This window comes from Actinomadura fibrosa, assembly GCF_900659615.1.
GTDB lineage: Bacteria > Actinomycetota > Actinomycetes > Streptosporangiales > Streptosporangiaceae > Spirillospora > Spirillospora fibrosa.
In genome coordinates this window covers 62,708-89,278 of the sequence record NZ_CAACUY010000008.1, presented here as the reverse complement: position 1 = coordinate 89,278, position 26,571 = coordinate 62,708, and the positions used below count along the sequence as shown (strand labels likewise).

Here is a 26,571-nt window from a genome sequence, read left to right as displayed (position 1 = left end):
GATGTACTTCTCTATGATCCCATGCCGAGCCCGATGCTCCGCCCGCTCTCCGGTTTGGGCTGGGCCGCCGCGATTGGTAAGCTGTGCGACTGCGTGTGGCGTACCGTCGTGCCCCGGGGGCACCGACCGCCCCCGTCAGACATTTCGTCAGGAACCTGCCATCGAGGGCAGGCCAGGATCGCGACCAAGCTGAGGCACTACGACGTGGCTAACATCAAGTCCCAGATCAAGCGCAACAAGCAGAACGAGAAGGCCCGGCTGCGCAACAAGGCCGTCAAGTCGGAGCTGAAGACGGCGATCCGCAGGTTCCGCGAGGCCGCCGAGTCCGGCAACGCCGCCGAGGCCGCCGCCGCGCAGCGCAACGCCGCCCGCAAGCTCGACAAGGCCGTGAGCAAGGGCGTCATCCACAAGAACCAGGCCGCCAACCGCAAGTCGGCGATCGCCAAGCAGGCCGCCGCCCTGCAGGCCGAGTAGCGCACGCGCACCCGGGGCCGGCCGCGCGCCGGCCCCGACGCATGTCCATGGACGAGCGCCGCGTGGTGAAGATCTCCAAGTATCTCGCCAAGCACCTCCGGCACCGCCCCGAGCGCATCGGCCTCACCCTCGACGCGCAGGGCTGGGCCGACGTCGACGAGCTCCTGGCGGCCGCCGCGCGCCACGGCTTCCGGATCACCCGCGCCGAACTCGAACACGTGGTGGCCGTCAACGACAAGAAGCGCTACGCGCTCGACGGCGACCGCATCCGGGCCGTCCAGGGCCACTCCGTCCAGGTCGACCTCGACCTACCGGTAACCCCTCCGCCAGAGTTCCTCTACCACGGCACCGTGGCCCGGGCCCTGGAGGCGATCCGTCAGGACGGTCTCATGCCCATGCAGCGCCACCACGTCCACCTGTCCCCGGACCGCGAGACGGCGCAGCGGGTCGGTGCCCGCCGAGGCGTCCCCGTCGTCCTCACCGTCCAGTCGGGCCGTATGGCCGCGGACGGGCACGAGTTCCGCCTCAGCGAGAACGGCGTGTGGCTGGTCGACGCCGTCCCGCCGGAATATCTCGGCTGATCTCCGCCGCGTCCGCCCACCCGCGGACGTGCCGCACCCAGTCCGGCCCCGGTACCGGCCCGAACAGGTACCGGTACGGCACGATCTCCCGGATCGCCCGGTGCACGTCCAGCCGGTCGTCGATCATGTGCGTGATACCGAGCTCCCGGCAGTGCCAGGCCTTGTCCGGCCGCTTCCGGCAGAACCGGACGTTTTCCCTCGGCAACCCGACCCGCTCGTAGAAGTCATGGTGGTCGAGCCACGCCAGCGTGCGCTCCCGAATGCGGTCGCCGCACTTCGAGATGATCCACGCCTGCCCACCGAAGGCCTCGATCAGACCGGGCAGCACCTCGTAGACGCCCTCCGTCGCCGGCGACGCCATCGCCTCCTCGAAACTCCCGTCGAGGAACACCGTGTCGGCATCCCCAGCAGCCGACACTCCCCCGTGGATGACCCGCCCGAAATCAACTCCGAGCCGGGGCTCTCTCGTATCCATGCCCTCAGCATCGACGCGCGCTCTCTAAACCAGAACTATCAACAACTACGGCAGCTATAGTCCCTCACTATGGACCTGGGCCGCCTCTCGACCGACGCCCTCGCCTCGTTCGCCGTCTTCGCCGAACACCTCAACTTCACCCGCGCCGCCGAGGACCTGCACATCTCCCAGCCGGCCCTGCACGTCAAGATCCGCAAGCTCGCCGAGACGCTCGGCCGCCCCCTCTACGTCCGCCAGGGCCGCCGGCTCAGACTGACCCCCGAAGGCGAGGCCGTCGCCCGCTTCGCCCGCGACCTCGACGCCCGCGTCACGGCCTTCCTCGCCGACGTCCGCGGCACCTCGCCCGCCCGCGTCCCCGTCCTCGCCGCCGGCGAAGGCGCCTACCTCTACCTGCTCGGCGACGTCATCCGCCCCGGCATCCGCCTGATCAACGCCGACCGCGCGGGCACCCTCACCGCCGTCCGCACCGGCCGCGCCGACCTCGGCGTCGCCGTCCTGGACGTCCTGCCGACCGACCTCCAGGCCGTCCTCCTGGCCTCCTACCCCCAGACCCTGGTCATGCCCGAGGACCACCCTTTGGCCGCCCGTCCCACCCTGACCCTGGCCGACCTGGCCGGCTCGTCCCTGGTCGTCCCGCCGCCGACAGGCCCGCACCGGATAGCCCTAGAACGCGCCCTACACGCAGCCGAGATCCCCTGGTCCGTGGCCGTGGAAGCGGAAGGCTGGCCCCTCCTCCTCCACTTCGCGTCCCTAGGCGTGGGCCTAGCAGTAGTGAACGGCTGCGTAACCCCACCACCGGGCCTGGTCCAACGAGAGATCCTCGACCTCCCCGCCGTCCCCTACTACGCCGTACACCACCCGACCCGCACCAACGACCCCATACGAGAAGCCCTCCTAGAGGAGATCCAACAAGCCCTCCCGCCCCCCTGAAACAAACCCAGCCCAACCCAACCCCACCCAGACCCAAGCGCCGGACGTACGCCGACCCACCGGACGTGCACCGACCCACCGGACGTACGCCGACCCGCCGGGCGTAGACCGACCCGCCGGGCGGGCAACCACCACCTCCCGGTCGCTCGACACACCACGCCGGGCGGCCGTACGCCACCTCCCGGCCGCTCGACACACCACGACCGCGCGGCCCTCCGGCTCCGCTCGCACCAACTCGCTGACCAGAGGACAGGGGTGGGTCAGCCGCGGGCGGCGACGATGTCGGCGACGGTCTTCTCCAGGGCGTAGGCGGGGTCGGCGGCGCCGCCTTTGACCTGGGCGTCGGCCTCCGCGACCACGGTCAGGGCGCGGGCGACGCCGTCGCCGGACCAGCCGCGGAGCTGCCGCTGTACGCGGTCGATCTTCCATGGGGGCATGCCGAGCTCCTTGGCGAGGGCGGCGCCGCGGGCTCCGCGCGGTGCGCCGCCGACCTTCGCGAGCCCGCGGACGCCCTGCGCGAGCGCGCTGACGATCAGCACCGGCGCGACCCCCGTCGCCAGGGCCCAGCGGAGTTGTTCAAGGGCGTCCGCGAGCTGGCCCTCGATGGCCTTGTCCGCGACCGTGAAGCCGCTGACCTCGGCGCGTCCGCGGTAATAGCGGGCGACGGCCGCGTCGTCCACCCTGCCGCCGGTGTCGGCGACGAGCTGGCTGCACGCCGCGGCGAGCTCCCGCAGGTCGTTGCCGACCGCGTCGAGCAGGCTCCGCGCGCCGTCCGCGGAGATCTTGCCGCCGGCCGCGCGGATCTCGGCCCGCACGAAGTCGATCCGCTCCCCCATCTTGGTGACCTTGGGGCATGCCACCTTTCGGGCACCGAGCTTGGCGAGCCCGTCCACGAGCGCCTTGCCCTTGGCGCCGCCGTGGTGGACGGCCACGAGGACCACGTCGTCGGCGGGCGTCTTGGCGTACTTGAGCACCTCGGCGGTCAGGTCCTTGCCGAGGTCCTGGGCTGACCTGAGGACGAGGACCTTTCCGCCGCCGAACAGCGAGGGCGAGGTCAGCTCCGCCAGCCGTCCCGGCTCCAGCCCGCCGGGGCCGAGGTCGATCACCTCGGTCTCCGGGTCACCCGCCCGCGCGGACGCGACGACGTCACCGATGGCCCGCTCTACGAGCAGCTCTTCGTCTCCGATGATCAGGATGATGCCTTCGACTGACACCCATGCAGCATGCCACGCCTCCGCGCCCACCGGCGCCACCGCGGTTCATCGTCGGGGGACGACGGCGAGGCCTGTCGCGGTACGGGTGACGGCGATGTCTCCTTCCTGGTCAGTGCGGTGCACCTGCGTGTGCAGGCGCCGCAACAGGTCGACAGTGGTCGAGGACGGATGGCCGTAGTCGTTGTCCGCGCCGACCGAGATCAGCGCGACCGAGGCGTGCGCGGCCGCGAGGAACCGGGCGTCCTGGCTGCGGGAGCCGTGATGAGGCACTTTGAGGACCTGGACGGACGGGACGCTCGCCTCAAGGGACCGCTGTGCCTCCGTCTCGACGTCGCCCGCGAGCAGCGCGCTGAAACCGGGCCTGCGAGCGACCAGGACGATGCTGCCGTTGTTGATCGTGGTGCCGTCGTCGTCCGGCGCGAAGGCGGGGCCGGTGGTCAGCGGGCCGAGGATCGACAGCGTGAGATCGCCGACCGTCCACCGCTGGCCGGGCAGTGCCGCGCGGGCGTGCAGGCCGGCTGTGAGGCGGGCTTCGCGGCCGGCGGTCCGCGGGGTCGTCAGGACCTCGCCGACAGTGCGGCCGTGTCTGACGCCCGCCGTCCCATTGATGTGGTCGGCATGGGGATGGGTCAGGACGAGGAGGGGCACGTCCCGGACGCCGAGGCGCGTCAGGCACGAGTCGACCGATCTGGGTTCGGGCCCCGCGTCCACCACGATGGCCTGCCGTGGACCGGTGGCGAGCGCCAGGGCGTCCCCCTGACCGACGTCGCAGGCGACCATCTGCCAGGCGGGCGGCGGCCATCCCGGTGACGCCACGCGCAGGGCGATCACCGCGATCAGCACGCCGGCCATGGCGGAGACCGCGACGAGCCGCACCCTGGGACTCCGCAAGATGAGGAACGCGATGGCGGCCGCGGCCACGAGCGTCATCGCACCGAGTCCCCCGCTCGCCCAGGGGATCGTCGCGTACGGAAGGGCCGCTGCCTGACGGGCGACCCAGACGATCCAGCCGACGGCGAATCCGGCGGGCCATACTAAAACGCGCGCGAAAGGCAGCGAGACCAGAGCGGTGACCGCGCCGAGCGCGCCGAGCAGCGTTGCGGGCGCCACCGCAGGAGCCGCCAGCAGGTTCGCGAACACGGAGACGACGCCCACCTCGCCCGAGAGCATGACCAGCACAGGCGCGACCGCGACCTCCGCAGCCGCCGCGACGGCCAGGGCGTCCGCCACGGGTCCGGGCAGGCGGCGGGCCAGCCGTCCACGCCAACGCGGAGCGAGCACGAGCAGCCCGGCGGTCGCAAGAACCGACAGGGCGAACCCGTACGAGCGCGCCAGCGTCGGGTCGGCGAGGACGAGCAGCAGCACGGCCGCCGCGAGGGCCGGAACCCCGTGGCGTTCCCGCCCGGTGAGCAAGGCGAGGAGGCCGATCATGCCCATGACGGCGGCCCTCAGCACGCTCGGCTCCGGGCGGGCGACCACGACGAAGGCGACCACGGCCAGCGCCGCGACCGGCGGGGCGCGGCGCCGTCTCAGGCCCGCGACGCGGCACAGGGCGAGGACCGCGCCGATGACTATCGCCAGATTCGCTCCCGAGACGACGAGCAGGTGAGTGAGTCCGGCCCTCTTGAAGTCCTCGGCGAGGTCCGCATCCAACCGGGACGTGTCGCCGACGACCATGGCGGGCAGCACGCCGCGCCGGTCGGGCGGCAGGTGCGCCACGGCGGCCCGCAGCCCCGCGCGCAGGTGTTCGGCGGCGCGCTGGACCGCCGACGGCGGCCCGAGCACCGTGGGCGGCCCGCGGACGATGACGACGGCGGCCAGCAACTCGGCGCGCCGAGGCGTCCGGAAACCGCCCTCGAACCGGACGCGCTGACTCGGAACCAGACGCAACCATCGCGGATCGGCAGCAATCAGCAACACAGGCACCCGCACCCGCACCCGCAAAACCCCCCCCACCCCCACCCGCCCCCGCGACACGCCCTCCACCCGCCCCCGCGACACCTCCCCCACCCGCGCCCGCGGCACCTCCCCCACCCGCGGCACGCCCTCCACCCGCGCACGCGGCACCTCCCCCTGCACCCGCGGCACCTCTTCCCCTTGCGCACGCGGCACCTCCTCCACCCGCGCACGCAGAATGATCACCGGTCGCCCGTGCCCGGTCTTCGCCTGCGGGTCACCGGTCACGACCGCCTCGGCCGTCACCGTTTGTCCGGCCTGGGCGAGTGACCTTACGGGCCCGGTACTCACGGCCATCACGCGTAACGCCACCCCGCCAGCCGACGCCGCCGCGCACACGAGAACGACGCCCGTCACCGTCCGGCGAAAGCGAGTGAGCAGGACGGCCGCCGCAACCGCCGCGACGACGGCCAGCCCGGCCGTGACCCACGGCGGAAACCCCATCGTGCAGGCAGCCGCACCCCAAACCGCCAGCGCCGGAGCCACAACCCGCACCTCGCCTCCACCCATCCCGGCTCCCCACCGCCCCAACCCCAACCAATCCCGCGGCATCGAGCGATCCACCCAAACCCTTCCCTCACACCCAAGAGGCCAAGACAACAAACAACGCCCCAACCAGCCCGGCCCACCGCGACTGAGCAGGGCCACGTAGAACGCACAGAGCCGCACCCTCACCACGCCAAGCCGTCCAGCCCCACGAACCCCACGCCAGCCATCAGCCCATGAGCCCTACACCAGCCGTCTAGCCCTATGGGCCCCACGCCAGCCGTCCGGCGCCATAAGTCCAAGACCAAGACGTCCAACACCAAGGCCCCACTCGGGACGTCCGACGCCACACACCCCGCCGAGACGCCTAGCGCCACGCCTCCCGCCGAAAGGTCCAGCGCCACGCACGTCGCCATGACGCCCGACACCACACACACGCCAAGACGCACCACGCGACGGACCACGCCGAGACACCTCACGCGACGCACGCCACCGAGACATCGGGCGCCGTGCACGACGCCGGAAAGTCCAGCGCCACACGCCAAGCCGGGATGTCCGACGCGACGCACCACGCCGCGACGCCCCACCGCCATGCACCACACCGGGATGTCCAGCGCCACGCATCACACCGGGATGTCCAGCGCCATGCACCACACCGAGAGATCTAGCGCCCCCGCACGACGCCGGGACGTCCAGCGCCCCGCACCACGCCGGGACGTCCGACGCGACGCACCACGCCGCGACGCCCCACCGCCATGCACCACACCGGGATGTCCAGCGCTATGAACACAGGTCCAGGACGCGGCCCACAGACACCCCCACGCGGGGGGTGCAGCGCCGGATGAGCGGCGTCAGACGGGCACCATGCGGCAGGGAACCTCAACGCCACACGAACACCACGCGCCAGAAGGGCACCGCATACCGAACACCGCCGAAGACGCGCGGCATCGGCCACCAACGGTGAACGAGCACCGCCTTCAACGCGCGATGCCGAGTGAGGCCTTCGCGAGTGCGGCCTTCGTCGGAAGAGCACGGCACCACCGCGCGGGGCGCCCGGCAGTGAGCACCACACGCCGGAACCGCGTAGCGCTTTGGATGAGAGCGTCGGCGAGTGCTAGGCGCCGGAGGCGCTCGGCGCTGCGCGAACACCGCAGGCCGGAGGCATGCGACCTCTGCCAAGCGATGCCGAACGAACAACATGCGGCCGGAACGACCAGCGTTGAGCGAGCCCCACGTGGCAGAGACACGAGACGCCTTGTGAGCACCGCGCAGCACAGATGGTGCAGTCGAAGGGGCACGTCGGCACGTGTGGCGCGGATGAGCGGCGGCGCGCGAGGAGGGCGCGGCGAGAACGGCCACGGCCGGCGGATAAGCGCCGTGGCGCAGAGGCGCGCGCTCCAAGTGAGCACCCCGCCCAACTCTCCACGACAACAGGAGCCAGGACGCGCTCCAGAGGGACGGGGACGGGACCGGGGGACGGGGACGGGGACGGGGACGGGGTGAGTGTGCCCACCGGACGTGTGAGCGAGGTGAGTGTGCGCGTCGGGGCGCGCTGGCTGTGTGAGCGTTCACGCTGAGACGTCCAGCACCACGTAAGAGCCCGCAGCAACATGGCGTCGCGGACACCACCTGGTGAAAGCGTGAACGCTCGATAGAGCAGCTCCATACAAACGCTGCACGGGGCATACGTCCGACACCGCCTGACCGTCGCAGCGCGACGTCCAGGGCCGCATAGGACGTCGGGCAAGGCGTCGCCGACACCACGTGACGAGCGTGTGCAGGTGCCGGATCGGTAGCGCCCTGCCAGGCTGCGCGGCGACGACGCCCAGCGCCACAAGCACCACGCCAACATGTCCTCTCGCGCATGTCCTCTCGCGTCGCATGAGCACCACGCCTGGACGCCCAGCCGCGTGTACGCCGCCGGGACGTCTCGTGCAAGCCGAAACCGCGTCGGGCGGGCGTCGCGGACACCATGTGGCGCAGATGCGCGGGCGTTCGGTAAGTAGCGCCGCGCGAGAGTTGGGCGATGGAGACGTCCGGCACTGTGTGCGCTCCACACTGGGACGCGAGGCGTTTGGGTGAGCGCTGCGCCGAGGCGGGCGTCGCGAAGGCCACGTGGTGAGGACGCGTGGTTGCTGGATGCGTCGCGCTGTGCCAGGGGTGTGCGGCGAAGACGCTCGGCCTCGCGAACACACCGGCGGAAGGTTCGGTGCGGGCTTGAGCAGCGCGACGGACGTGGTCGTGGACATCCTGGAGGTGCAGAGGCGCAGGTGCTGGATGCGTCGCGCTGTGCCAGGGGTGTGCGGCGAAGACGCTCGGCCTCGCGAGCACACCGGCGGGATGTTCGGTGTCGCTTGAGCAGCGCGGTGGACGTGGTCGTTGACATCGTGGGTGCAGAGGCGCAGGTGCTGGATGAGCGGCGGTGCGTGGGGGTGTTCCGCGGAAGTCGCGGTGTGGGTGTGCTTCGTCGAGGCGTTTGGCGTTGGGGCGGGCTGCGGTGGGAGTGGCGGTGTTGGGTGAGGTCTGGGTAGGCGGTGTTGGGTGAGGTCTGGGTAGGCGGTGTTGGGGGCGGGCTGGGTAGGCGGTGTTGGGTGAGGTCTGGGTAGGCGGTGTTGGGGGCGGGCTGGGTAGGCGGTGTTGGGGGCGGGCTGGGTAGGCGGTGTTGGGGGCGGGCTGGGGCGATTGTTTGGTGGGTGGTGTTGGGGTCTTGTTCGGTTTGTTGGGGTGGGGTGCTTGGGGTGAGTTTTGCGTGGGTGTTTGGGGCGGGGTCATACGTGGACCTTCGCTTTCAGGTCGGCGAAGCGGCGGGCGCCTATGCCGTTGACTTCCTGGAGTTGGTCTACTGAGCGGAAGGCGCCGTGCTGGGTGCGGTAGTCGACGATGCGCTGGGCGAGGACGGGGCCTACGCCTGGGAGTTGGTCGAGTTGTTCGGCGGTGGCGGCGTTGAGGTCTAGGGCGGTGCTCGCGGACGTGCCTGGGGTGGGCGGCGGGGCGCCGCTGGACGGCGGGGTGGGTGAGGGTGGGCGGATGCCTACGGGGATCTGCTCGCCGTCCACGATCTTGCGAGCGAGGTTGAGGGTGCCCGTGTCGTTGCCGGGGCGGACGCCGCCGGCCGCTTTGATCGCTTCGGCGACGCGGGAGCCGGGCGGGAGGGTGATCACGCCTGGGTGTTTCACCTTGCCAAGGACGTGGACCACGACCGAGGTGCCGGTGGTCGAGCCGACAGGGGTGCCTGCGGCTGGCGTCGGGTCGGTGGCGAGGGTGGCGTTCGTAGCTGGGGCGGGTGCCGGGGCGGGGCGTGGGCGGGCCGCCCAGAGGTAGCCGGCGGCGGCCAGGCAGGCGACCACGCCCACCAGGACGAGGATGCGGACGTTCGGGCGGGGTGTGGCGGCCGGTGTGCTGGTCGAGGTCCGCAGGCGGTCTGCGAGGGTCTGGAGGCGTTCCTGGCTCATGCCACCGACGTTACGGAGGGCGGCGAGTGAGTGACAGGGCGTCCGGGAATTGTGGATAACTTCGCGGCCGGGCGCCGGGCCTCAGAGCTGGGGGGCGATCACCACGCCGACCATGCCGGGGCCGACGTGGGCGCCGATCACGGGGCCGACCTCGCCGACGTAGACGTCCTCGACGTGCGGGATGCGTTCGCGCAGGCGGGACGCGAGGGTCTCGGCGCGGGCGGCGGCGGCGAGGTGCTGGACGCCGAGGTCGACGCGGCGGTCGCCCGCTTCGGCGACGGCGATCTCCTCGAGCCGTGCCAGGGCGCGGGAGGACGTGCGGACCTTCTCCAGCGGCGCGATCGTGCCGTCGGCGATGCCGAGCAGCGGTTTGACCATGAGGGCCGAGCCGACGAGGGACGCGGCGGCGCCGATCCGGCCGCCGCGGCGGAGGTGTTCGAGGGTGTCGACGTAGATGAGGGAGCGGGAGCGTTCGGCGCGGGTGAGGGCGGCCGCGGCGGCGGTGGGGCCGTCGGCGCCGGAGAGGGCGGCCGCGGCGGCGGAGAGGGCGGCGAAGCCGAGGCCCAGTCCGATGGTGCCGCTGTCGACGACCCGGACGGGTACGGGCGCGTCCTCGGCGGCGAGGCGGGCGGCCTCGATCGTTCCGGAGAGGGCGGCCGACAGGTGGACGGAGACGATCTCGGTCGCGCCCGTGCCGGCGGCGGCCTTGTAGGCGTGCGCGAACCGTTCGGGGGCCGGGCGGGACGTGGTGACGGGGCGCCATTCCTTCATGGCCTGGGCCGCTTCGGCGGTGCTGATGTCGCCTTCGTCCCGCATGACGCCGCCCACGGCGACCTGGAGGGGGACGACGATCAGCCCGTGCCGTTCGGCGAGCCCCGGCGGGAGGTAGGCGGTTGAATCCGTGATGACCGCGACCGCGCTGCCCATGGAGGGGACCCTACCCCTCCTGGTCGGTCGTGAAATGTCCGGCTTGTAACGACCGCCGGCGCGTCCTAGGGCTGGACGGGGACGCCGCCGCGCCAGACGCGGAGTGCGCGGAGGCCGAACGCCCACGCGAACGCGCCCTCGTGGTCGGCGTCCCAGAGGACGATGTCGGCGAGCATGCCCGGGGCGAGGGAGCCCCGGTCGCCGACACGCAGGGCGGCGGCTCCGCCGAGGGTGGCGGCGCGGAGGGCCTCGGTGACGCTGAGGCCGAACATCGCGACGGACAGGCCGATGACCAGCGGCATGGACGTGATGCCGCACTGGCCGGGGTTGTGGTCGGTGCCGAGCGCGACGGTGACGCCGCGGTCGATCATCTGCCGGACCGGCGCCGGGGCGCGGCTGCTGTTCAGGGCGCTGCCGGGGCAGACGGTGGCGGTGACGCCGGCGTGGGCGAGGGCCTTGATGTCGTCGTCGTTGGCCTGGGTGAGCAGGTCGGCGGAGGCGCAGCCGACCTCGGCGGCGACCTGGGCGGCGCCGATGCGCTCGTTGGCGCAGGCGTGCATGCGGGCCTTGAGGCCGGCGCGCTTGCCGGTGAGCAGGAGGGCGCGGGCCTCCTCGGCGGTGAAGTGGCCCTCGTCGCAGTAGACGTCGATGCTGTCGGCGCCGGCGACGGCGGCGTCGCCCGCCCAGAGGCGGACGGCCTCGATGTAGTCGCGGCGGCGTCCGAAGAACTCCGGCGGGAGGATGTGGGCGGCGAGGAACGTCGCGTGGATCCGCGGCATGGACGGCTCGCCTTCGAGCGAGCGCAGCATGCGGATGTCGGCGAGCTCGCCGTCGCGGGTGAGGTGGTAGCCGGTCTTGGCCTCGACCGTGGTCGTCCCGGCGAGGATCCACTGGCGCAGGCGTTCGCGGACGCCGTTGCACAGGGTCCAGGGGTCGGTGCCGCGGGTGACGGTCACGGTGGAGTTGACGCCGCCGCCCGCCGCGGCGATGGCCGAATGGGACGAGCCGCTGGTGCGCATCGCGAGCTCGGCCCAGCGGTTGCCCGCGTAGACGGGGTGCGAGTGCGCGTCGATGAGGCCGGGCGTGACCAGCCCGCCGCCGAGGTTCTCCACGTGGTCGACGTCGACGATGTCGTCGATGATGCCGGGGACGCTCTGGGGCAGGTCGGACGCGGGTCCGGCCCAGACGATCCGGTCGTCGTGGATGAGGACGGCGGCGTTGCTGCAGACGTCGGTGCCGGTCCAGAGCCTGCCGATGTTCGTCAACAGCCGTACCGTCATAGGGTCACCGACCTGGGTGGAGCGTCGCGCCGCAGGGCGCGGAACCGGACGCCGAGAGGGGTTGGAGCAGCGGGCCGCCTGTCCTCGTTCCGGCGTGGGGACGTGCCATGAAGTGGGCCACCTGCTCTCGATCCGAAGCGCCGACTGGGTGCCGGCGAATCACTGGAGGGCCGGGTGATCGCGTGACCACCACAGGCAACGAGACCGGAGATATCGGTTTCGTCACGGTAGTGCACTGGAGGCCCGTCCGACAACCTCTGGTCGTCGAACGCCTCCGTCCCGGCCAGAGTTCCCCGCGGACGGCCGGCGGCGGCCCGGACGGGCCGGGCGGCGCCGCGGCGGGCGCATGCCGACAGAGCTCGCGGCTCGCTCAGTAAGCCGTGGAAATCCTGGTCGCAGCGCATCGACAGCCATCACCCCGCCCTTAGCTCTACGACCGTACGGATTTCAACGGAACCGTCAAGCGAAATGGGGAAGCTGTCACCGTTCGGCGACCGAGATCAGCCTCGCGTCCACTTGCGGTCAACCCGAACACCCTTTTCGGACGCGAGGACGCGCCGTCCGGCCGGGCGTCGGGGCCCGGCCGGACGACGGCGTGCGCTCAGGCGGACGGGGCCGTCTCGTACCTGGCCAGCTCTCCGGCGAGGTCGCCGGGGAGCCTGGCGTGCAGCACGGTGCCCTCGGCGATGTGCTCCTGCTTGAGCACCTCGCCGCGCTCGTGGACCTGCGCGACCAGGTCGCCCCGGTCGTAGGGCACGAGGACGTGGAGCTCGCTCTCCAGGCCGGGCAGGTCCGCCTCGATCGCGGCGCGCAGGTCCTCGATGCCGAACCCGGTGCGGGCGGACACGACGACGCTGTGCGGCTCGCGGCGCTGGAGCCGGGCGATCGCGAGATCGTCGGCGGCGTCGGCCTTGTTGATGACGACGAGCTCGGGGATCCGGTCGGCGCCGATCTCGCGGAGCACCTCGCGGACCGCGTCGAGCTGCGCCTCGGGGTCGGGGTCGGAGCCGTCCACGACGTGCAGGATGAGCCCGGCGTCGGTGACCTCCTCCAGCGTCGAGCGGAACGCCTCGACGAGCTGGTGCGGGAGGTGGCGGACGAACCCGACCGTGTCGGCCAGGGTGTAGGCGCGGCCGCCCGGCGTCTCCGCCCGGCGGACGGTGGGGTCGAGGGTGGCGAACAGGGCGTTCTCCACCAGGACTCCGGCACCGGTCAGCCGGTTGAGCAGCGACGACTTGCCGGCGTTGGTGTAGCCGGCGATGGCGACGGCGGGCACCTCGTTGCGGCGGCGCTCGCCGCGCTTGGTGTCGCGCGCCTTGGACATCTCGGCGATCTGCCGGCGCAGCTTGGCCATCCGGGTGCGGATCCGCCGCCGGTCCAGCTCGATCTTGGTCTCGCCGGGCCCGCGGCCGCCGATGCCGACGCCGCCGGCGGCGCGCCCGCCGACCTGCCGGGACAGGTTGCCGCCCCAGCCGCGCAGGCGCGGCAGGAGGTAGTTGAGCTGGGCCAGCTCGACCTGTGCCTTGCCCTCGCGGCTCTTGGCGTGCTGGGCGAAGATGTCGAGGATCAGCGCGGTCCGGTCGATGACCTTGACCTGGACGGTCTCCTCCAGGTGCCGGAGCTGGCTCGGGGCCAGCTCGCCGTCGCAGATGACGGTGTCGGCGCCGGTGGCGATGACGACGTCGCGCAGTTCGGCGGCCTTGCCGGAGCCGATGTAGGTGGCGGGGTCGGGGCGGGAGCGGCGCTGGACGAGGCCCTCCAGGACCTCCGAGCCCGCCGTCTCGGCGAGCAGCGCCAGCTCGCGCAGGGAGTTCTCGGCCATCTCGGCCGTTCCCTCGACCCAGACGCCCACGAGGACGACCCGCTCCAGCCGCAGGGCGCGGTACTCGACCTCGGTGATGTCGGTGAGTTCGGTGGACAGGCCGGCGACGCGCCGGAGCGCTCGACGGTCCTCTAGGTCGAGGTCTCCCGTCATGGGCTCGATGTCGAGGTCGTCCGGGGTCTGGTTCACAGAGAAAGGTTGAGTCATATGTCCTCAGTCGAACGCCGCGGGGCGGCCGTATCTTCCCCGCGATGGTCTCACGCGCCGTCCTGCGTGGTCACGCGGTTAACCGGTGGTTCGGGGGGTGGTCCACGGGAACGTGGCTCCGGAGGTGGTGAGGGGCTCGCGGCCAGGGACGGTCCATGGCGTCGTTGGGGGTGCCCCGCTTTGACCGTCCTTCGTACCGCCGAGTAGCGTTCTCCACGAGACAGAAGTCGAATTTCACGATACGAAAGGGCAGGCAGATGGCTGGACTTGAAGGCATCGAGGTGACCGGGCCCCTCGGCGAGCGGTACGAGGAGATCCTGACGCCCGAGGCGCTCGGCCTGCTCGCCGCCCTCCAGCGGGAGTTCGGCGGACGGCGCAAGGAGCTGCTCCAGGCGCGCGCCGAGCGGCAGCGGAAGCTGTCCGAGGGCGGCACGCTGGACTTCCTCCCCGAGACGGCGGGCGTCCGCAACGACGACACCTGGCGGGTGGCCGCGCCGGCGCCCGGCCTGGCGGACCGCCGCGTCGAGATCACCGGTCCCACGGACCGGAAGATGACGATCAACGCGCTGAACTCGGGCGCCAAGGTGTGGCTGGCCGACTTCGAGGACGCCAACACCCCGCTGTGGACCAACATGATCGAGGGGCAGCTCAATCTGCGGGACGCCCTCGACCGGACGATCGACTTCACCGACCCGAAGAGCGGCAAGTCGTACGCGCTGAAGGACGACTCCGAGCTCGCCACCATCGTCGTCCGGCCGCGCGGGTGGCACATGGAGGAGAAGCACCTGCTCGTGGACGGCGAGCCCATGTCCGGGTCGCTGTTCGACTTCGGGCTCTACTTCTTCCACAGCGCGCGCCGCCAGCTCGCCAAGGGCAAGGGCCCCTACTTCTACCTGCCGAAGATGGAGAGCCACCTGGAGGCGCGCCTCTGGAACGACGCCTTCAACCTCGCCCAGGACATCCTGGAGATCCCGCGCGGCACGATCCGCGCGACCGTGCTCATCGAGACGATCCCGGCCGCGTTCGAGATGGAGGAGATCCTCTACGAGCTGCGCGACCACTCCGCGGGCCTCAACGCGGGCCGCTGGGACTACCTCTTCTCGGTGATCAAGAAGTTCCGGGACCGGGGCGCGGAGTTCGTCCTGCCGGAGCGCAACGCGATCACGATGACGGCGCCGTTCATGCGGGCCTACACCGAGCTGCTCGTCCGCACCTGCCACAAGCGCGGCGCCCACGCGATCGGCGGCATGGCGGCGTTCATCCCGTCCCGGCGGGACGAGGAGGTCAACAAGGTCGCGCTGGAGAAGGTGCGGGCCGACAAGACCCGCGAGTCCGGCGACGGCTTCGACGGCTCGTGGGTGGCGCACCCCGACCTCGTCCCGATCTGCCGCGAGGTGTTCGACGGCGTCCTCGGCGACCGGCCGAACCAGCTGGACCGGCTCCGCGAGGACGTGAAGGTCTCCGCGGCCGACCTGCTCAACGTGGCGGCGACGCCGGGCGACATCACCGAGGCGGGCCTGCGCAACAACATCGACGTGGCGCTGCGCTACCTCGCGACCTGGCTGGACGGCGCGGGCGCCGTCGCGATCCACAACCTCATGGAGGACGCCGCGACCGCAGAGATCTCCCGCTCCCAGGTGTGGCAGTGGATCTACAACGGCATCGAGCTGAAGGACGGCCCGAAGGTCACCAAGGAGCTCGTGGAGCGGATCCTGGAGGAGGAGCTCGCGAACATCCGCGCCGAGCTCGGCGACGCCTTCAACGAGCCCCGCTACAACCAGGCCGTCACCCTGTTCAAGGAGGTCACGCTCGCGGACGAGTACTCCGAGTTCCTGACGACCCCGGCGTACGAGCGGATGCCGTAGCCGTTCGCGGGGGGACCGGGGTCCCGGTCCCCCCGCCGCGGGGAGCGGGCAGGTTCTTGCGGGGGTTCCGGCGGCGGGGAGAAGGTGGAGGCGATGGAAGCGGAACTTCAGGCGCTCGCCTCGCGTCTCGGCGCGTTGCTCGGCTCCGACCAGGTGATCACCGATCCCGTCCGGCTGCGCACCTACGACTGCGACGGGCTGACCAACCACCGCGCGACGCCGGGCGTCGTGGTGCTGCCGGACTCGGCCGAGCAGGTCGCCGCGATCGTCCGGGCCTGCGCGGACGCGGGCGTCCCGTACGTGGCGCGCGGGTCCGGGACGGGCCTGTCCGGCGGCGCGCTGCCGCGGGCGGACGGGGTTCTCATCGTCACGTCCAGGATGCGGCGGATCCTGGAGATCGACGTCGCGAACCAGCGGGCGGTCGTCGAGCCCGGCGTGATCAATCTGGACGTGACGCGGGCGGCGCGGCCGCACGGCTACTACTTCGCGCCGGATCCGTCCAGCCAGCAGATCTGCTCGGTGGGCGGCAACGTCGCCGAGAACTCCGGGGGCGCGCACTGCCTGAAGTACGGCTTCACCGCCCACCACGTGCTCGCGTGCGAGGTCGTGACGCCGGACGGCGAGCTGGTCGAGCTCTCCGCGGGCGACCCCGGGTACGACCTGCTGGGGGTGTTCGTCGGGGCGGAGGGGACGCTGGGCGTCACCACGAAGATCACGGTGCGGCTGACGCGGGTGCCGGAGACCGTGCAGACGCTGCTGGCGGCGTTCGCGTCGATCGAGGCCGGCGGCACCGCCGTGTCGGCGATCATCGGGGCGGGCGTCGTGCCGGCCGCGATCGAGATGATGGACGCGCTGTCGATCGAGGCCGCCGAGGCGGCGGTGCGCTGCGGGTACCCGCCGGGCGCCGGGGCGGTCCTGATCGTGGAGCTGGACGGGCCGGAGGCGGAGGTCGCGGCGCAGTTCGCCGAGGTGGAGCGGCTGTGCCGGGACGCGGGCGCGTTCGAGATCCGCATCGCCGCCGACGACGCCGAGCGGGCCCTGATCTGGACGGGGCGCAAGTCCGCGTTCGCGGCCGTCGGCCGGATCAGCCCCGCCTACCTCGTCCAGGACGGTGTCATCCCCCGGACGGCCCTCCCGCAGGTCCTGGCCCGGATCGACGCGCTGTCGGCCGAGTCGGGGGTGCGGGTCGCCAACGTCTTCCATGCGGGAGACGGGAACCTGCATCCGCTGGTGCTGTTCGACGACGCCGAGCCGGGCGCCGCCGAGCGCGCGGAGGACGTGTCGGGCGCGATCCTCGATCTGTGCATCGAGCATGGCGGTTCCATCACGGGTGAGCACGGTGTCGGTGTGGACAAGGCCCGGTACATGCCCCGGATGTTCAGTGAGGCGGACCTGGACACGATGCAGATGGTGCGGTGCGGTTTCGATCCGGCGGGGTTGTGCAACCCGGGCAAGGTCTTCCCGACGCCCCGGCTGTGTGGCGAGGTGCCGGGGGTGCGCAAAGGGCCCCATCCGTTCGCGGGAAAGGCGGACATCTTCTGATGCGGCCCTTGGACGCCCTGGCGAAGGTCTGCGGCGACGTCCGTCCCGGTGAGTCCGCCGAGGGCGTGCTCGGCGTCGAACCCAGTCTGGTGGCCGCGCCGGGGAGCGTGGCGGAGGCGGCGGAGGTCATGCGGGTCGCCGCCGAACTGGACTTGGCGGTCGTTCCGCGCGGTGCCGAGACGCGGCTGGATTGGGGGACGCCTCCGCGGCGCTGCGACCTTCTCGTGGACACGCACCGCCTTGACGCGTTGGTGGAGCACGCGTCCGGCGACCTGGTGGCGAAGGCGCAGGCGGGGCTGCCGATGGACCGGCTCGCGGAGGCGCTCGCCGACCGTGGCCAGCGGCTCGCACTCGACGTCCCGCTGCCGGGGTCCACGGTCGGCGGCACGGTCGCTACAGGCGCCGCAGGGCCGCTCCGGACGCTGTTCGGGACGCCCCGCGATCTCGTCATCGGCCTGACGGTCGTGCGGGCGGACGGGCAGATCGCCCGTTCGGGCGGCAAGGTCGTCAAGAACGTCGCCGGATATGACCTGGGACGGCTCTTCTGCGGTTCCTACGGGACCCTGGGATTGATCGTGGAGGTCACGTTCCGCCTCCATCCGGTACCGGCGGCCCGTGCGTGGGTGACCTGCTCGGTGGGTGACCCCGGCGAGGCACACGAGGCCGTCCAGTCGGTCCTGCACTCCCCTGTGGCGCCGAGTGCGCTCGAATACCTCAGCCCTGGGACGGTCGCCGTCCTACTGGAAGGCGTCCCCGAGGGCGTCGCCGCGCGCGCTGGGCAACTCACCACTCTCCTTGGTGATACAGCCCAGGTGACGGACACGGCTCCGGACGGATGGGGCGTCTACCCGGACGGCACCACCCTCATCGATGTGACCGCCCCTCCCACCGCGCTCCCCCACCTCCTGGCCGCGACAGCGCAACCGGAGGTCGCGGTGTCCTGGAACGCGAGCGGCCATGGCCATGTGGGCCTGCCCTCAGGAATGGCGCCGGCGGAGGTGGCCGCTGTCCTCGGCTCGCTGCGCGACACCCTGGCCGCGCACAAGGGACGCGCCGTCGTCCAGTACGCGCCGGAGGATGTGCGCGGCGAAGTCGACTTCTGGGGGCCGGTCCCGGCGCTCGCGCTGATGCGGCGCGTGAAGGACCAGTTCGACCCCGACCACCGCCTGTCACCCGGCCGCTTCGTGGGAGGTATCTAGTGAGCGCCCAGGACGACCTCCCGAAACTGCTCGGCGACTGCGTGCACTGCGGTTTCTGCCTGCCGACCTGCCCCACCTACGTCCTGTGGGGCGAGGAGATGGACTCGCCCCGGGGCCGTATCCACCTGATGCAGCAGCACGCGGAGGGCGCCCCTCTGAGCGGCCCCATGGTCGAGCACTTCGACAAGTGCCTCGGATGCATGGCCTGCGTGACGGCCTGCCCCTCCGGTGTGCAGTACGACCGGCTCATCGAGATGACTCGGGCGGAGGTCGAGCAGGAGCATCCTCGTCCGTTGCAGGAGCGGCTCGTCCGTGAGGCCATCTTTCGCCTGTTCCCGTACAGGCGGCGCCTCCGCGCGTTGCGCGGTCCCCTGAGGGCCTACCAGAAGGCGGGGCTGGACCGTCTCGTCCGCCGAACGGGTGTGCTGGAGCGCATCTCGCCCTCGCTCGCCGCGATGGAGCGGCTCGCCCCGCCGCTGGGCAAGGCCCCGAGGCTCCCCGAGCGCGTCGCCGCCCGCGGCAAGCACCGCGCCACGGTCGGGATGCTGACCGGATGCGTGCAGGGCGAGTTCTTTCCCGGCGTGAACGCCGCCACGGCCCGCGTCCTGGCGCTCGAAGGGTGCGACGTGGTCATCCCCAAGGGGCAGGGCTGCTGCGGCGCCCTGTCCCTGCACGCGGGACGCGAGGAGGAGGCCCGCGCCTTCGCCCGCCGGACGGTCGAGACCTTCGAGAGCGTCGACGTCATCGTGGTGAACTCGGCCGGATGCGGGTCGGCGATGAAGGAGTACCAGGCGCTGCTCGCGGACGACCCGTCCTGGTCGGCGCGTGCGGAGGCGCTATCCGCCAGGACCCGGGACCTCGCGGAGTTCCTCGTGGAACTCGGCCCCCGCGCGGAACGCGGGCCACTTCCGGTCACCGTCGCCTACCACGACGCCTGCCACCTCTCCCACGCCCAGGGCATCCGCGCGCAGCCCCGCGCGCTGCTCGCGGGCATCCCGGAGCTGACCGTGCGGGAGGTCGCCGACCCCGACATCTGCTGCGGCTCGGCCGGCACCTACAACCTGCTCCAGCCGGAGGCGGCGGCCGAGCTCGGCGACCGCAAGGCGGCGAACGTGGACGCCACCGGGGCCGAACTGCTCGTCGCCGCCAACCCCGGCTGCTCGATGCAGATCGCGACGGCGCTGCGCCGCGGAGGCACCGGCATCGCGGTCGCGCACACCGCGCAGGTGCTGGACGCCTCGCTGCGCGGTCTCGGCCGGGAGGCCCTCGTCGGCCGCCCGGAGTGAACCGCCGTCCGAACTGAGCTCCTGACCTGCCCGTTCGTCCGGTGTTCGACCAGGGGCGCCTCCCGGTCCGTATCCGAGATGTCCTGTATCGTGACTGGCCCCGCAGACAGGACGCGCTTACTGAGCCTGAAGAGGGCCGAGGGAGCACGGAGACATGTCCAACGGTTACGAGTCGAACAGGTACCACTCGCATCGCCGACGAAAGAGCAGTGGCGCGGGGCGCCTGGGCCTCGCCGGGGCGCTGACCGGAGCGGTCGGGATCGCCGCCGTGGCGGCCGGGATCGTCTACCTCCGCCCGGGCGCGGGCGACGGCGACCGCACCGCCCGGCCCTCGCTCGCCAGCCAGGGCGACGCCGGTGCGGCGGTGGCCACGACGGCCGCCCCGAAGGCCGGCCCGCCACTGAACTTCACCACGCCGGAGGGCTACGGCTACAGCCTGGCGGCCGTCAGGGCGGGCACCGACCGGCACCCGCTCGGCCCCACCGAGGCGCCGCCGTCCGGGACGAGCTACGCCTACGCCGACTACATCCTCACCAACAACCAGCGCAGGCCCGTCCTTCTCGACTACCCCGCGGACCTGTTCATGCCGCGCTCGCGGGTCCCGGCGTCCGCGCGGGAGCGGTGCATGCCGCAGGCGGGCATCCCGGCCGGGATGTGCACGCTGCCCAACCACAGCAAGGTCACCGCCCGGCTCGACGGGTCCAAGCCGCCGTTCGACGACGCCGGCGACACGATGATGCCCGCGGGCGCCTCCTACGTGGTGCGGATCGCCTCCGATCTGCCCGTCGAGGACGGCGTGTCCGCGAAGGACCTGCGGCTCTACGTGTGGAACGCCCGTTTCACGAGCGACCGCAAGGGCATCGAGCTCGCCCTCCCGTGAAGCCCCGGGGAGAAGCGCGTCCCTCCTAGGGACGTTCCCATGGCCGCCAACGGCGGCGGCCGCTCAGCCGCGATTCGTGAAGCCGATGTCCTGGTAGGCGGGTTCAAGAAACCCGCAGGCCCCCATGTTGGCGAGATCCGCCCGCGTCGCCACGATCTGGGGACGCTGGTACAGCGGCAGGACGAACGCCTGCCGCCAGATCAGCCGGTCGGCTTCGTTCACAAGGGCGTGAATCCTCCCAGGTTCGACCTCCGCGATCGCGCGGTCCATCGCCGCGTCGATCGCGGACGTCCCCGTGCGCGCGTAGTTCTGCTGGATGCGGTCGCCGTGCGGTCGCGCGAACACCGACTTCATCGGCGACACGGGGAACGACGTGCCGAGCCAGGAGAACGGGACGATGTCGAAATCGCCGGGGGTGACGTAGCGGTCGAAGACGTCGTCGGCGGGGACGGGCCGGATGTCGACCCGGACACCGATGCGTTCGAGCATGGCGCGCGTCAGCTCGCCCTCCTGCTTGCCACCGGGCACACCGGACGGCACGACGAACCGCAGTGCCAGGATCCGTCCGCCCTTGGCGCGGTACTTGCCGCTCCGCGCCCAGCCCGCCTTGTCCAGGAGGCGTCCGGCCCTTACCGGGTCGTAGCGACCGTACGAACCCGAGTTGTCCTGGTAGCCGTCCTGGGTGTTGACGTAGAAGTGGTTTCCGAGCGTCTGCACCGGCACGTCCAGGCCCGACAGGTCGGACCGGGCGATCGTCCGGCGGTCGATGCCGAGCATGACCGCCCGCCGGACGCGCGCGTCGGACAGGACGGGCCCGGCCGCGTTGAACGTGAAGTGCCGCCAGTCGGGGCCGCCGGCCCTGCGGACGGCGGCGCCCTGGACGCCCATCGCCCGGTGCAGCGCGCCCGCGTCCAGGCCGACGTCCATCAGGTCGATCTCGTTGTTCGCGAACGCGGCGGGCATCGCGGCGGGGTCGATGGTCCGGTAGACGATGCGGTCGAGCTTGGCGGGCGGGCCCCACCACGCGGGATCGCGCACCATGGTCAGCGTCTTCGCGGTCCGGTCGATCGTCTCGGGTCTGAACGGCCCGGCCGTGACGGGCATGCGGTCGACCCACGCGGTGTTGAACGCGGACGGCTCGGAGTAGGCCGCGGCCGGGTAGAGGGGGCTGAACAGGCTCCGCCAGTCCGCGTACGTCCCCGCGAAGGTCACCTTGACCACGTTGCCGCCGGTTCCCTGCACGACACGCTTGACCTGCCGGTAACCGGTGACGGTGGACACCTGGAACCTCGGGTCGCGTCCGGAGAGGGCGTGGACCTGGGCGGCGAAGTCGCGGTAGCCGAGGGGCCGCCCGTCCGACCATCTCGCCCGGGGGTTGAGCCGGTAGGTGACGACCTGGCCGTGCGCGGTGCGCCTCAGCTTGGCCGATTCGAGGTACTCCGGAACCGGATGCGGTACCGCCTTCCGGTCGGAGCGCATCAGGTAGGGCAGCGCTCCCTGGACGACCTGCTCGACGACGCCCTTCGTCCCGTTGACGTGGTTGAAGTTCCACTGGGACGGGAATTCCGGCAGCGGCCAGCGCAGGGTCCCGCCGTTGGTGATGCGGTCACGGGGCTGCGGATTGGTGTCGGAGGCGGGAAGCCTCCCGGAGGCGTACGTCGCCGATCTGCTCCGGCCCATGTCCGTGCAGCCACTCGCGGGCAGGATGACCACGGCCAGGCAGGCCGCGACCGCGTTCGTGCGGCGCGCGCGCACGAGCCATCTCACTGATCGGCTCCAGGGTGGGCGAGGGGGTGGTGACACGCGACGTGCCTGTCCATGGCGGTCATGATGGGCTGCGGTTCCGGGTCGCGTTCGTCGCAGAGGCGGCCTTCGTCACCGGTGAGTCCGGCATAGCGCGGACACCGGGGACGGAACCGGCACCCCGCCGGCGGGGCCGCCGGATCCGGCAACTCGCCCTGGAGAGGCGTACGGAGGCGACGTCGCTCCAGGAAGGGATCGGGCAGCGGGACGGCGTCCAGAAGCGCGCGCGTGTAAGGGTGAGCGGGGGCGTCGTACACCTCGTCCACGGCACCGATCTCCACGATCCGCCCCAGGTACATGACGGCCACCCGGTGAGCGATCCGCCTGACCACAGCGAGGTCGTGCGAGACGAACAGGTACGCCAGGCCGATTCGAGCGCGCAGTTCCTCCAGGAGGTCCATGACACCGGCCTGGACCGACACGTCCAAAGCAGCGACGGGCTCGTCGAGGAGCAACAACTGCGGTTCCAGTGCGAGGGCCCTGGCGATTCCGACGCGCTGTCTCTGCCCGCCGGAGAGGCCCTGCGGGTACCGTCCCGCGTGGCCGGGCTCCAAGCCGACGAGTTCCAGCAGTTCACGTACGCGGCCGCCGATCTGGAACGCGGGCACGCCGTGCGTCACCAGCGGCTCCGCGAGGATGTCGGCGACACGCATCCGCGGGTCCAGCGAGGTGAAGGGGTCCTGGAAGACGACCTGGACGTCACGTCTCAGGGCTTTGCGGCCGGCGCTCCGGAGCTCGGCCGTGTCCTGGCCGAGGACGGCGACGCGTCCCCGCTGCGGACGGGCCAGCCTCAGGATCTCCATCAGCGCCGTGGTCTTCCCGCACCCGGACTCGCCCACCAGGGCGAGCGTCTCCCCCACCCGGACGTCGAACCCGACACCGTCCACCGCGTGCACGGTGCCGGCACGGCGCCTGAAGAACCTCCCCCGGTAGAGCTGGTGGTGCCGGACGAGGTCGTCCACGTAGAGGACGACGGGACGCTCGTTCCGGTAGGAGCGCACCGGGACAGGATCGGCGGGCTTCTCAACGTTGCAGGGGTCCTCTGGGAGAGGCACAGCCAACGCGGTGTCCTGCACCACCTCCTCCGGACGGAGACCGTCGGAGGGGTCGGCGGTCGCCGCGGTGTTCACGCACGCGGCCGTGTGCCCGGACGGGCCGACCACGGCGGGTTCGGGCTCGCCGTCCGCGCAGCCGAGCACGGCGACGGGGCAGCGCGGCCGGAACGAGCACCCGGTGCTCCCCGCGGCGGAAGCGGTCGGAGACGCGCTCTCGATCGGCGCCATCCGCCCACCGCGCCAGGGGTCGCCGCCCGCCGGCGTCCACACGGCGCCGTCGATGCGGGGCAGCGACTGCATCAGCCCGATCGTGTACGGCATGCGCGGGCGGCGGTACATCTCCTCGACCGGGCCGGTCTCCACGGCCCGGCCCGCGTACATCACCATGACGCGGTCGGCGAACCCGGCGACCACCCCGAGATCGTGCGTGATCAGGACGATCGCGGCGCCCGTGGCCTCCTTGGCGACGCGCAGCACCTCCAGGACCTGGGCCTGGATGGTCATGTCGAGCGCGGTGGTCGGCTCGTCCGCGACGATCGCGACCGGATCGTTGGCGATCGCCATCGCGATCATCACGCGCTGCCGCATGCCCCCGGAGAACTCGTGCGGGTACGCGCGGGCCCGCCGCGCCGCGGCGGGTATGCCGACGAGGTCCAGCAACTCGACGGCCCGCGCGCGCGCCGCCGCGCGGGTGGCGCCCGCGTGGATCTGGATCGTCTCGGCGATCTGGTCGCCGACCGGGTACACGGGGGTGAGCGCCGACAGGGGATCCTGGAACACCATCGTCAGGTCCTTGCCGCGGATCCGGGAGAGGTCAGCGTCGGATCGTCCCAGCAGTTCCTCATCGCGTAACCGCACGGAGCCCGCGACCTGTGCGTCCGGTGGGAGCAGACCCATCACGGCAAGGGCCAGGGCCGTCTTCCCTGAGCCGGACTCTCCCACGACACCGAGCACCTCGCCCGGCCCTAACGCGAAGTCCACTCCGCGGACGGCGCGCACGTCCGGCGCGTACGTGACGCGCAGTCCGGTGACTTCCAGGACGGTCACGTCTCACCGCCGGTCCATCTGGGCCCGGAGGCGGGGTCGAGGACGTCGCGCAACCCGTCCCCCAGCAGGTTGACCGCCAGGACGATGAGGACGAGCAGCCCGGCGGCGAACCCGAACGGCCACGGGTAGGCGGTCGCGCCGCTCTGCCCGTCGGCGATGAGCGAGCCGAGGGAGACGTCCGGCGGCCGGACGCCGAGGCCGAGGGCGGACAGCCCGCTCTCGGCGAGGATCGCGACGCTGACGTTCACGCTCGCGTCCACGACGAGCAGCGACGCGAGCTGCGGCAGGATGTGCCGGACGATCACGCGCGGCGCCCGCACGCCGAGGAACCGCGCCGCGAGCACGTACTCGCGCTCGCGCAGCGAGATCGTCATGGCCCGCACCACCCGGGCGGTGATCATCCAGAGGAACGCGGCGAGCAGCGGGACGAGCGTGGGCCAGGTCCCCGCGGTCTGCGGCGCCAGCACGGCGATGACGAGGAACGAGGGCAGGACGAGCAGCAGGTCGACGCCCCACATCAGGGTCCGGTCGAGCCAGCCGCCCGCGAACCCCGCCGCGGTGCCGACGGCGGCGGCGAGCCCGGTGGAGACGACCGCGACGAACAGGCCGATGAGCAGCGACTTCTGCATGCCGCGCAGGGTCAGGGCGAACACGTCGCGTCCGCTCTGCGTCGTCCCCATCCAGTGGTGGACGGACGGGCCCTGCCGGAACGCCGCGAAGTCGGTGTCGTCCCAGCCCCACGGGGAGACGAGCGGGCCCACGAAGGCGAGGACGAACAGGAGGACGAGCAGGATCAGACCCGCGACGGCCCGCCGGCTGCGTGCCACGCACCGCGCGCGCGCCGCGGTCCGGATGGCGCGCCCTAAGAGCGTGCCGGATCTCCAGGCGAACTCCTCGTCCGGACCCTGCCCGGGACCGCCGCGGGAGTCGTGCTCGGTGGCGCACGTGACGACGTCCGCGGTCACACGGCCGCCCCGGTGCGGACCCGGGGGTCGAGGACCCCGTAGAGGACGTCCGACACGAGCCCCGCGAGCAGGACCCCGCACGCGGCGAGGCAGTTGACGGCCGCGACCACGTTGACGTCGCCCCGGCTGATGGAGTCGACGAGCCACTCGCCCACGCCGTGCCGTCCGAAGGCCTTCTCGGTGAACACGCCGCCGAGCAGCAGCAGGCCGAAGGTGTAGGCGAAGTACGTGGTCATCGGGATCAGCGCCGTGCGCAACCCGTGCCGCAGCAGCGCGGCGCGCCGCCGCAGCCCCTTCGCGCGGGCCGTGCGCACGAAGTCGGCCTGGAGGACGTCCAGCATCATGCTGCGCTGGTAGCGGCTGTAGAGGGCGAACTGCGCGAGGGCGATCGTGACGGTGGGCAGCAGGAGGTGCCGGAACCGGTCGCCGAGCCCGCCGAGCGGGCCGAAGGGCCCGTCGGACGCGCCCGGCGTCGACTCGCCGACCCACTCGAACACCCGCAGGCCGGTGGCGTCGTTGGCCTTGCCGGCGACGATCTGCAGCAGCACCGCGAGCACGAACACGGGCACGGCCAGCAGCAGGGAGGAGCCGACCGTGATCAGCCGGTCGGCGGCCCGGCCGCGCGCGATGGCCGCGTAGGCGCCGAGCAGGATCCCGAACGCGCTCCCGAGGACGGCCCCGGCGAGCAGGAGCCGCAGGCTGACGCCGAGGCGCCGCCACAGCTCGGCGGTGACCGGCTCCCCCTGCCAGGTGCGTCCGAAGTCGCCGTGGAGCACGCCGCCGGCCCAGGTGCGGTACCGGTCGGCGAGGGGCGTGCGGTCGTTGAGGTTGAGCCGGGTGAGCTGCGCCTCCACGACCGCCTCGGGCGGGCGGGGGGCGCGGTCCTCGAAGTTGGCGCGCGGCTTCAGCGCGGCGGCGGCGAGCAGGTAGGCGAGGCTCGCCGCCAGGACGACCAGGGCGGTGTAGTTCACCAGCCGGCGCAGCAGGAACGCCGCCATGTTCCTCCTCCCCGGCACATGCGATGGTCACAGAATGCTACTGACCCATCACGTACGGCGCGGAGGAAACGCCGGGGCTCGCCCGGACCGGGCGAGCCCCGTTTCAATCCCGGCCTCGGCACGAGTC

Annotated in this window: 19 protein-coding genes; 8 read left to right on the top strand and 11 right to left on the bottom strand. The window is 72.0% G+C overall.

Annotated elements, in window-relative coordinates; translation table 11 throughout:
* Positions 1–204: 204 nt before the first annotated feature.
* Together rpsT and E1300_RS05455 are read left to right on the top strand one after the other, a co-directional pair.
* Positions 205–474, top strand: coding sequence for a 30S ribosomal protein S20 (gene rpsT / locus E1300_RS05460; RefSeq protein WP_131755765.1), 270 nt, complete (start codon positions 205–207; stop codon positions 472–474).
* Between the two features lie 47 nt (positions 475–521).
* Positions 522–1,055: an RNA 2'-phosphotransferase gene (locus E1300_RS05455; RefSeq protein WP_131755795.1), complete on the top strand. Its 534-nt coding sequence runs from the start codon at positions 522–524 to the stop codon at positions 1,053–1,055.
* Here E1300_RS05455 and E1300_RS05450 read toward each other — a convergent pair.
* Positions 1,000–1,530 carry a hypothetical protein gene (locus tag E1300_RS05450; protein WP_131755764.1) on the bottom strand — a complete coding sequence of 177 codons (531 nt, stop codon included), beginning with the start codon at positions 1,528–1,530 and terminating at the stop codon, positions 1,000–1,002. The genes E1300_RS05455 and E1300_RS05450 overlap by 56 nt on opposite strands.
* A gap of 69 nt (positions 1,531–1,599) precedes the next feature.
* On the opposite strand from E1300_RS05450, the gene E1300_RS05445 reads away from it, so the two are divergent.
* Positions 1,600–2,460, top strand: a complete 861-nt coding sequence (locus E1300_RS05445) for a LysR family transcriptional regulator (RefSeq protein WP_131755763.1) — start codon at positions 1,600–1,602, stop codon at positions 2,458–2,460.
* A gap of 260 nt (positions 2,461–2,720) precedes the next feature.
* On the opposite strand, the gene holA is transcribed toward E1300_RS05445, so the two are convergent.
* From holA to hflX, 6 genes are all read right to left on the bottom strand, one after another.
* Positions 2,721–3,674 carry a DNA polymerase III subunit delta gene (gene holA, locus E1300_RS05440; RefSeq protein ID WP_131755762.1) on the bottom strand — a complete coding sequence of 318 codons (954 nt, stop codon included), beginning with the start codon at positions 3,672–3,674 and terminating at the stop codon, positions 2,721–2,723.
* A 45-nt stretch (positions 3,675–3,719) separates the two neighbouring features.
* Positions 3,720–5,564 carry a ComEC/Rec2 family competence protein gene (locus tag E1300_RS05435; protein WP_242618953.1) on the bottom strand — a complete coding sequence of 615 codons (1,845 nt, stop codon included), beginning with the start codon at positions 5,562–5,564 and terminating at the stop codon, positions 3,720–3,722.
* A gap of 3,320 nt (positions 5,565–8,884) precedes the next feature.
* Complete coding sequence (locus tag E1300_RS05430; RefSeq protein ID WP_131755761.1) at positions 8,885–9,568, bottom strand: ComEA family DNA-binding protein; 684 nt, start codon at positions 9,566–9,568, stop codon at positions 8,885–8,887.
* A gap of 81 nt (positions 9,569–9,649) precedes the next feature.
* On the bottom strand, positions 9,650–10,495 hold the full coding sequence (locus tag E1300_RS05425) for a DegV family protein (protein ID WP_131755760.1): 846 nt from the start codon (positions 10,493–10,495) through the stop codon (positions 9,650–9,652).
* 65 nt (positions 10,496–10,560) lie between these two features.
* Entirely contained in the window at positions 10,561–11,775 is a 1,215-nt protein-coding gene (gene hutI / locus E1300_RS05420; protein WP_131755759.1) for an imidazolonepropionase, read from the bottom strand.
* Between the two features lie 601 nt (positions 11,776–12,376).
* Positions 12,377–13,804, bottom strand: coding sequence for a GTPase HflX (hflX, locus tag E1300_RS05415; protein WP_131755758.1), 1,428 nt, complete (start codon positions 13,802–13,804; stop codon positions 12,377–12,379).
* 257 nt (positions 13,805–14,061) lie between these two features.
* Here hflX and aceB point away from each other — a divergent pair, with 257 nt between their 5' ends.
* The 5 genes from aceB (at position 14,062) to E1300_RS05390 (ending at position 20,576) form a co-directional block, all read left to right on the top strand.
* Entirely contained in the window at positions 14,062–15,669 is a 1,608-nt protein-coding gene (aceB, locus tag E1300_RS05410; RefSeq protein ID WP_131755757.1) for a malate synthase A, read from the top strand.
* Between the two features lie 93 nt (positions 15,670–15,762).
* The gene (locus E1300_RS05405; protein ID WP_131755756.1) at positions 15,763–17,211 is read left to right on the top strand and encodes an FAD-linked oxidase C-terminal domain-containing protein; all 1,449 of its coding nucleotides are present in this window, start codon (positions 15,763–15,765) and stop codon (positions 17,209–17,211) included.
* Positions 17,211–18,410, top strand: a complete 1,200-nt coding sequence (locus E1300_RS05400; protein WP_131755755.1) for an FAD-binding oxidoreductase — start codon at positions 17,211–17,213, stop codon at positions 18,408–18,410. The genes E1300_RS05405 and E1300_RS05400 overlap by 1 nt, the downstream gene beginning before the upstream one ends.
* Positions 18,410–19,696: a (Fe-S)-binding protein gene (locus E1300_RS05395; RefSeq protein ID WP_131755754.1), complete on the top strand. Its 1,287-nt coding sequence runs from the start codon at positions 18,410–18,412 to the stop codon at positions 19,694–19,696. Before E1300_RS05400 ends, E1300_RS05395 begins: the two co-directional genes overlap by 1 nt.
* Positions 19,697–19,850: 154 nt before the next feature.
* The gene (locus E1300_RS05390) at positions 19,851–20,576 is read left to right on the top strand and encodes a hypothetical protein (RefSeq protein WP_131755753.1); all 726 of its coding nucleotides are present in this window, start codon (positions 19,851–19,853) and stop codon (positions 20,574–20,576) included.
* Positions 20,577–20,639: 63 nt separating this feature from the next.
* On the opposite strand, the gene E1300_RS05385 is transcribed toward E1300_RS05390, so the two are convergent.
* The 4 genes from E1300_RS05385 to E1300_RS05370 are packed head-to-tail and all read right to left on the bottom strand — an operon-like array spanning position 20,640 to position 26,444.
* A complete protein-coding gene (locus E1300_RS05385; protein ID WP_242618952.1) occupies positions 20,640–22,343 on the bottom strand; it encodes an ABC transporter family substrate-binding protein in 1,704 nt (567 codons plus the stop codon).
* Positions 22,340–24,481, bottom strand: a complete 2,142-nt coding sequence (locus tag E1300_RS05380) for a dipeptide ABC transporter ATP-binding protein (protein WP_131755752.1) — start codon at positions 24,479–24,481, stop codon at positions 22,340–22,342. The genes E1300_RS05385 and E1300_RS05380 overlap by 4 nt, the downstream gene beginning before the upstream one ends.
* A complete protein-coding gene (locus E1300_RS05375) occupies positions 24,478–25,446 on the bottom strand; it encodes an ABC transporter permease (protein WP_306440639.1) in 969 nt (322 codons plus the stop codon). The genes E1300_RS05380 and E1300_RS05375 overlap by 4 nt, the downstream gene beginning before the upstream one ends.
* Positions 25,443–26,444, bottom strand: a complete 1,002-nt coding sequence (locus E1300_RS05370) for an ABC transporter permease (protein ID WP_131755751.1) — start codon at positions 26,442–26,444, stop codon at positions 25,443–25,445. The genes E1300_RS05375 and E1300_RS05370 overlap by 4 nt, the downstream gene beginning before the upstream one ends.
* Positions 26,445–26,571 lie beyond the last annotated feature (127 nt).

Bases quoted from the DNA above. Each gene is read 5' to 3' on its own strand.
- E1300_RS05405 (WP_131755756.1), top strand. From the start codon at position 15,763: ATGGAAGCGGAACTTCAGGCGCTCGCCTCGCGTCTCGGCGCGTTGCTC.
- E1300_RS05430 (WP_131755761.1), bottom strand. From the start codon at position 9,568: ATGAGCCAGGAACGCCTCCAGACCCTCGCAGACCGCCTGCGGACCTCG.
- aceB (WP_131755757.1), top strand. From the start codon at position 14,062: ATGGCTGGACTTGAAGGCATCGAGGTGACCGGGCCCCTCGGCGAGCGG.
- E1300_RS05400 (WP_131755755.1), top strand. From the start codon at position 17,211: ATGCGGCCCTTGGACGCCCTGGCGAAGGTCTGCGGCGACGTCCGTCCC.
- E1300_RS05455 (WP_131755795.1), top strand. From the start codon at position 522: ATGGACGAGCGCCGCGTGGTGAAGATCTCCAAGTATCTCGCCAAGCAC.
- E1300_RS05370 (WP_131755751.1), bottom strand. From the start codon at position 26,444: ATGGCGGCGTTCCTGCTGCGCCGGCTGGTGAACTACACCGCCCTGGTC.
- E1300_RS05450 (WP_131755764.1), bottom strand. From the start codon at position 1,530: ATGGATACGAGAGAGCCCCGGCTCGGAGTTGATTTCGGGCGGGTCATC.
- hflX (WP_131755758.1), bottom strand. From the start codon at position 13,804: ATGACTCAACCTTTCTCTGTGAACCAGACCCCGGACGACCTCGACATC.
- E1300_RS05425 (WP_131755760.1), bottom strand. From the start codon at position 10,495: ATGGGCAGCGCGGTCGCGGTCATCACGGATTCAACCGCCTACCTCCCG.
- E1300_RS05390 (WP_131755753.1), top strand. From the start codon at position 19,851: ATGTCCAACGGTTACGAGTCGAACAGGTACCACTCGCATCGCCGACGA.
- E1300_RS05445 (WP_131755763.1), top strand. From the start codon at position 1,600: ATGGACCTGGGCCGCCTCTCGACCGACGCCCTCGCCTCGTTCGCCGTC.
- hutI (WP_131755759.1), bottom strand. From the start codon at position 11,775: ATGACGGTACGGCTGTTGACGAACATCGGCAGGCTCTGGACCGGCACC.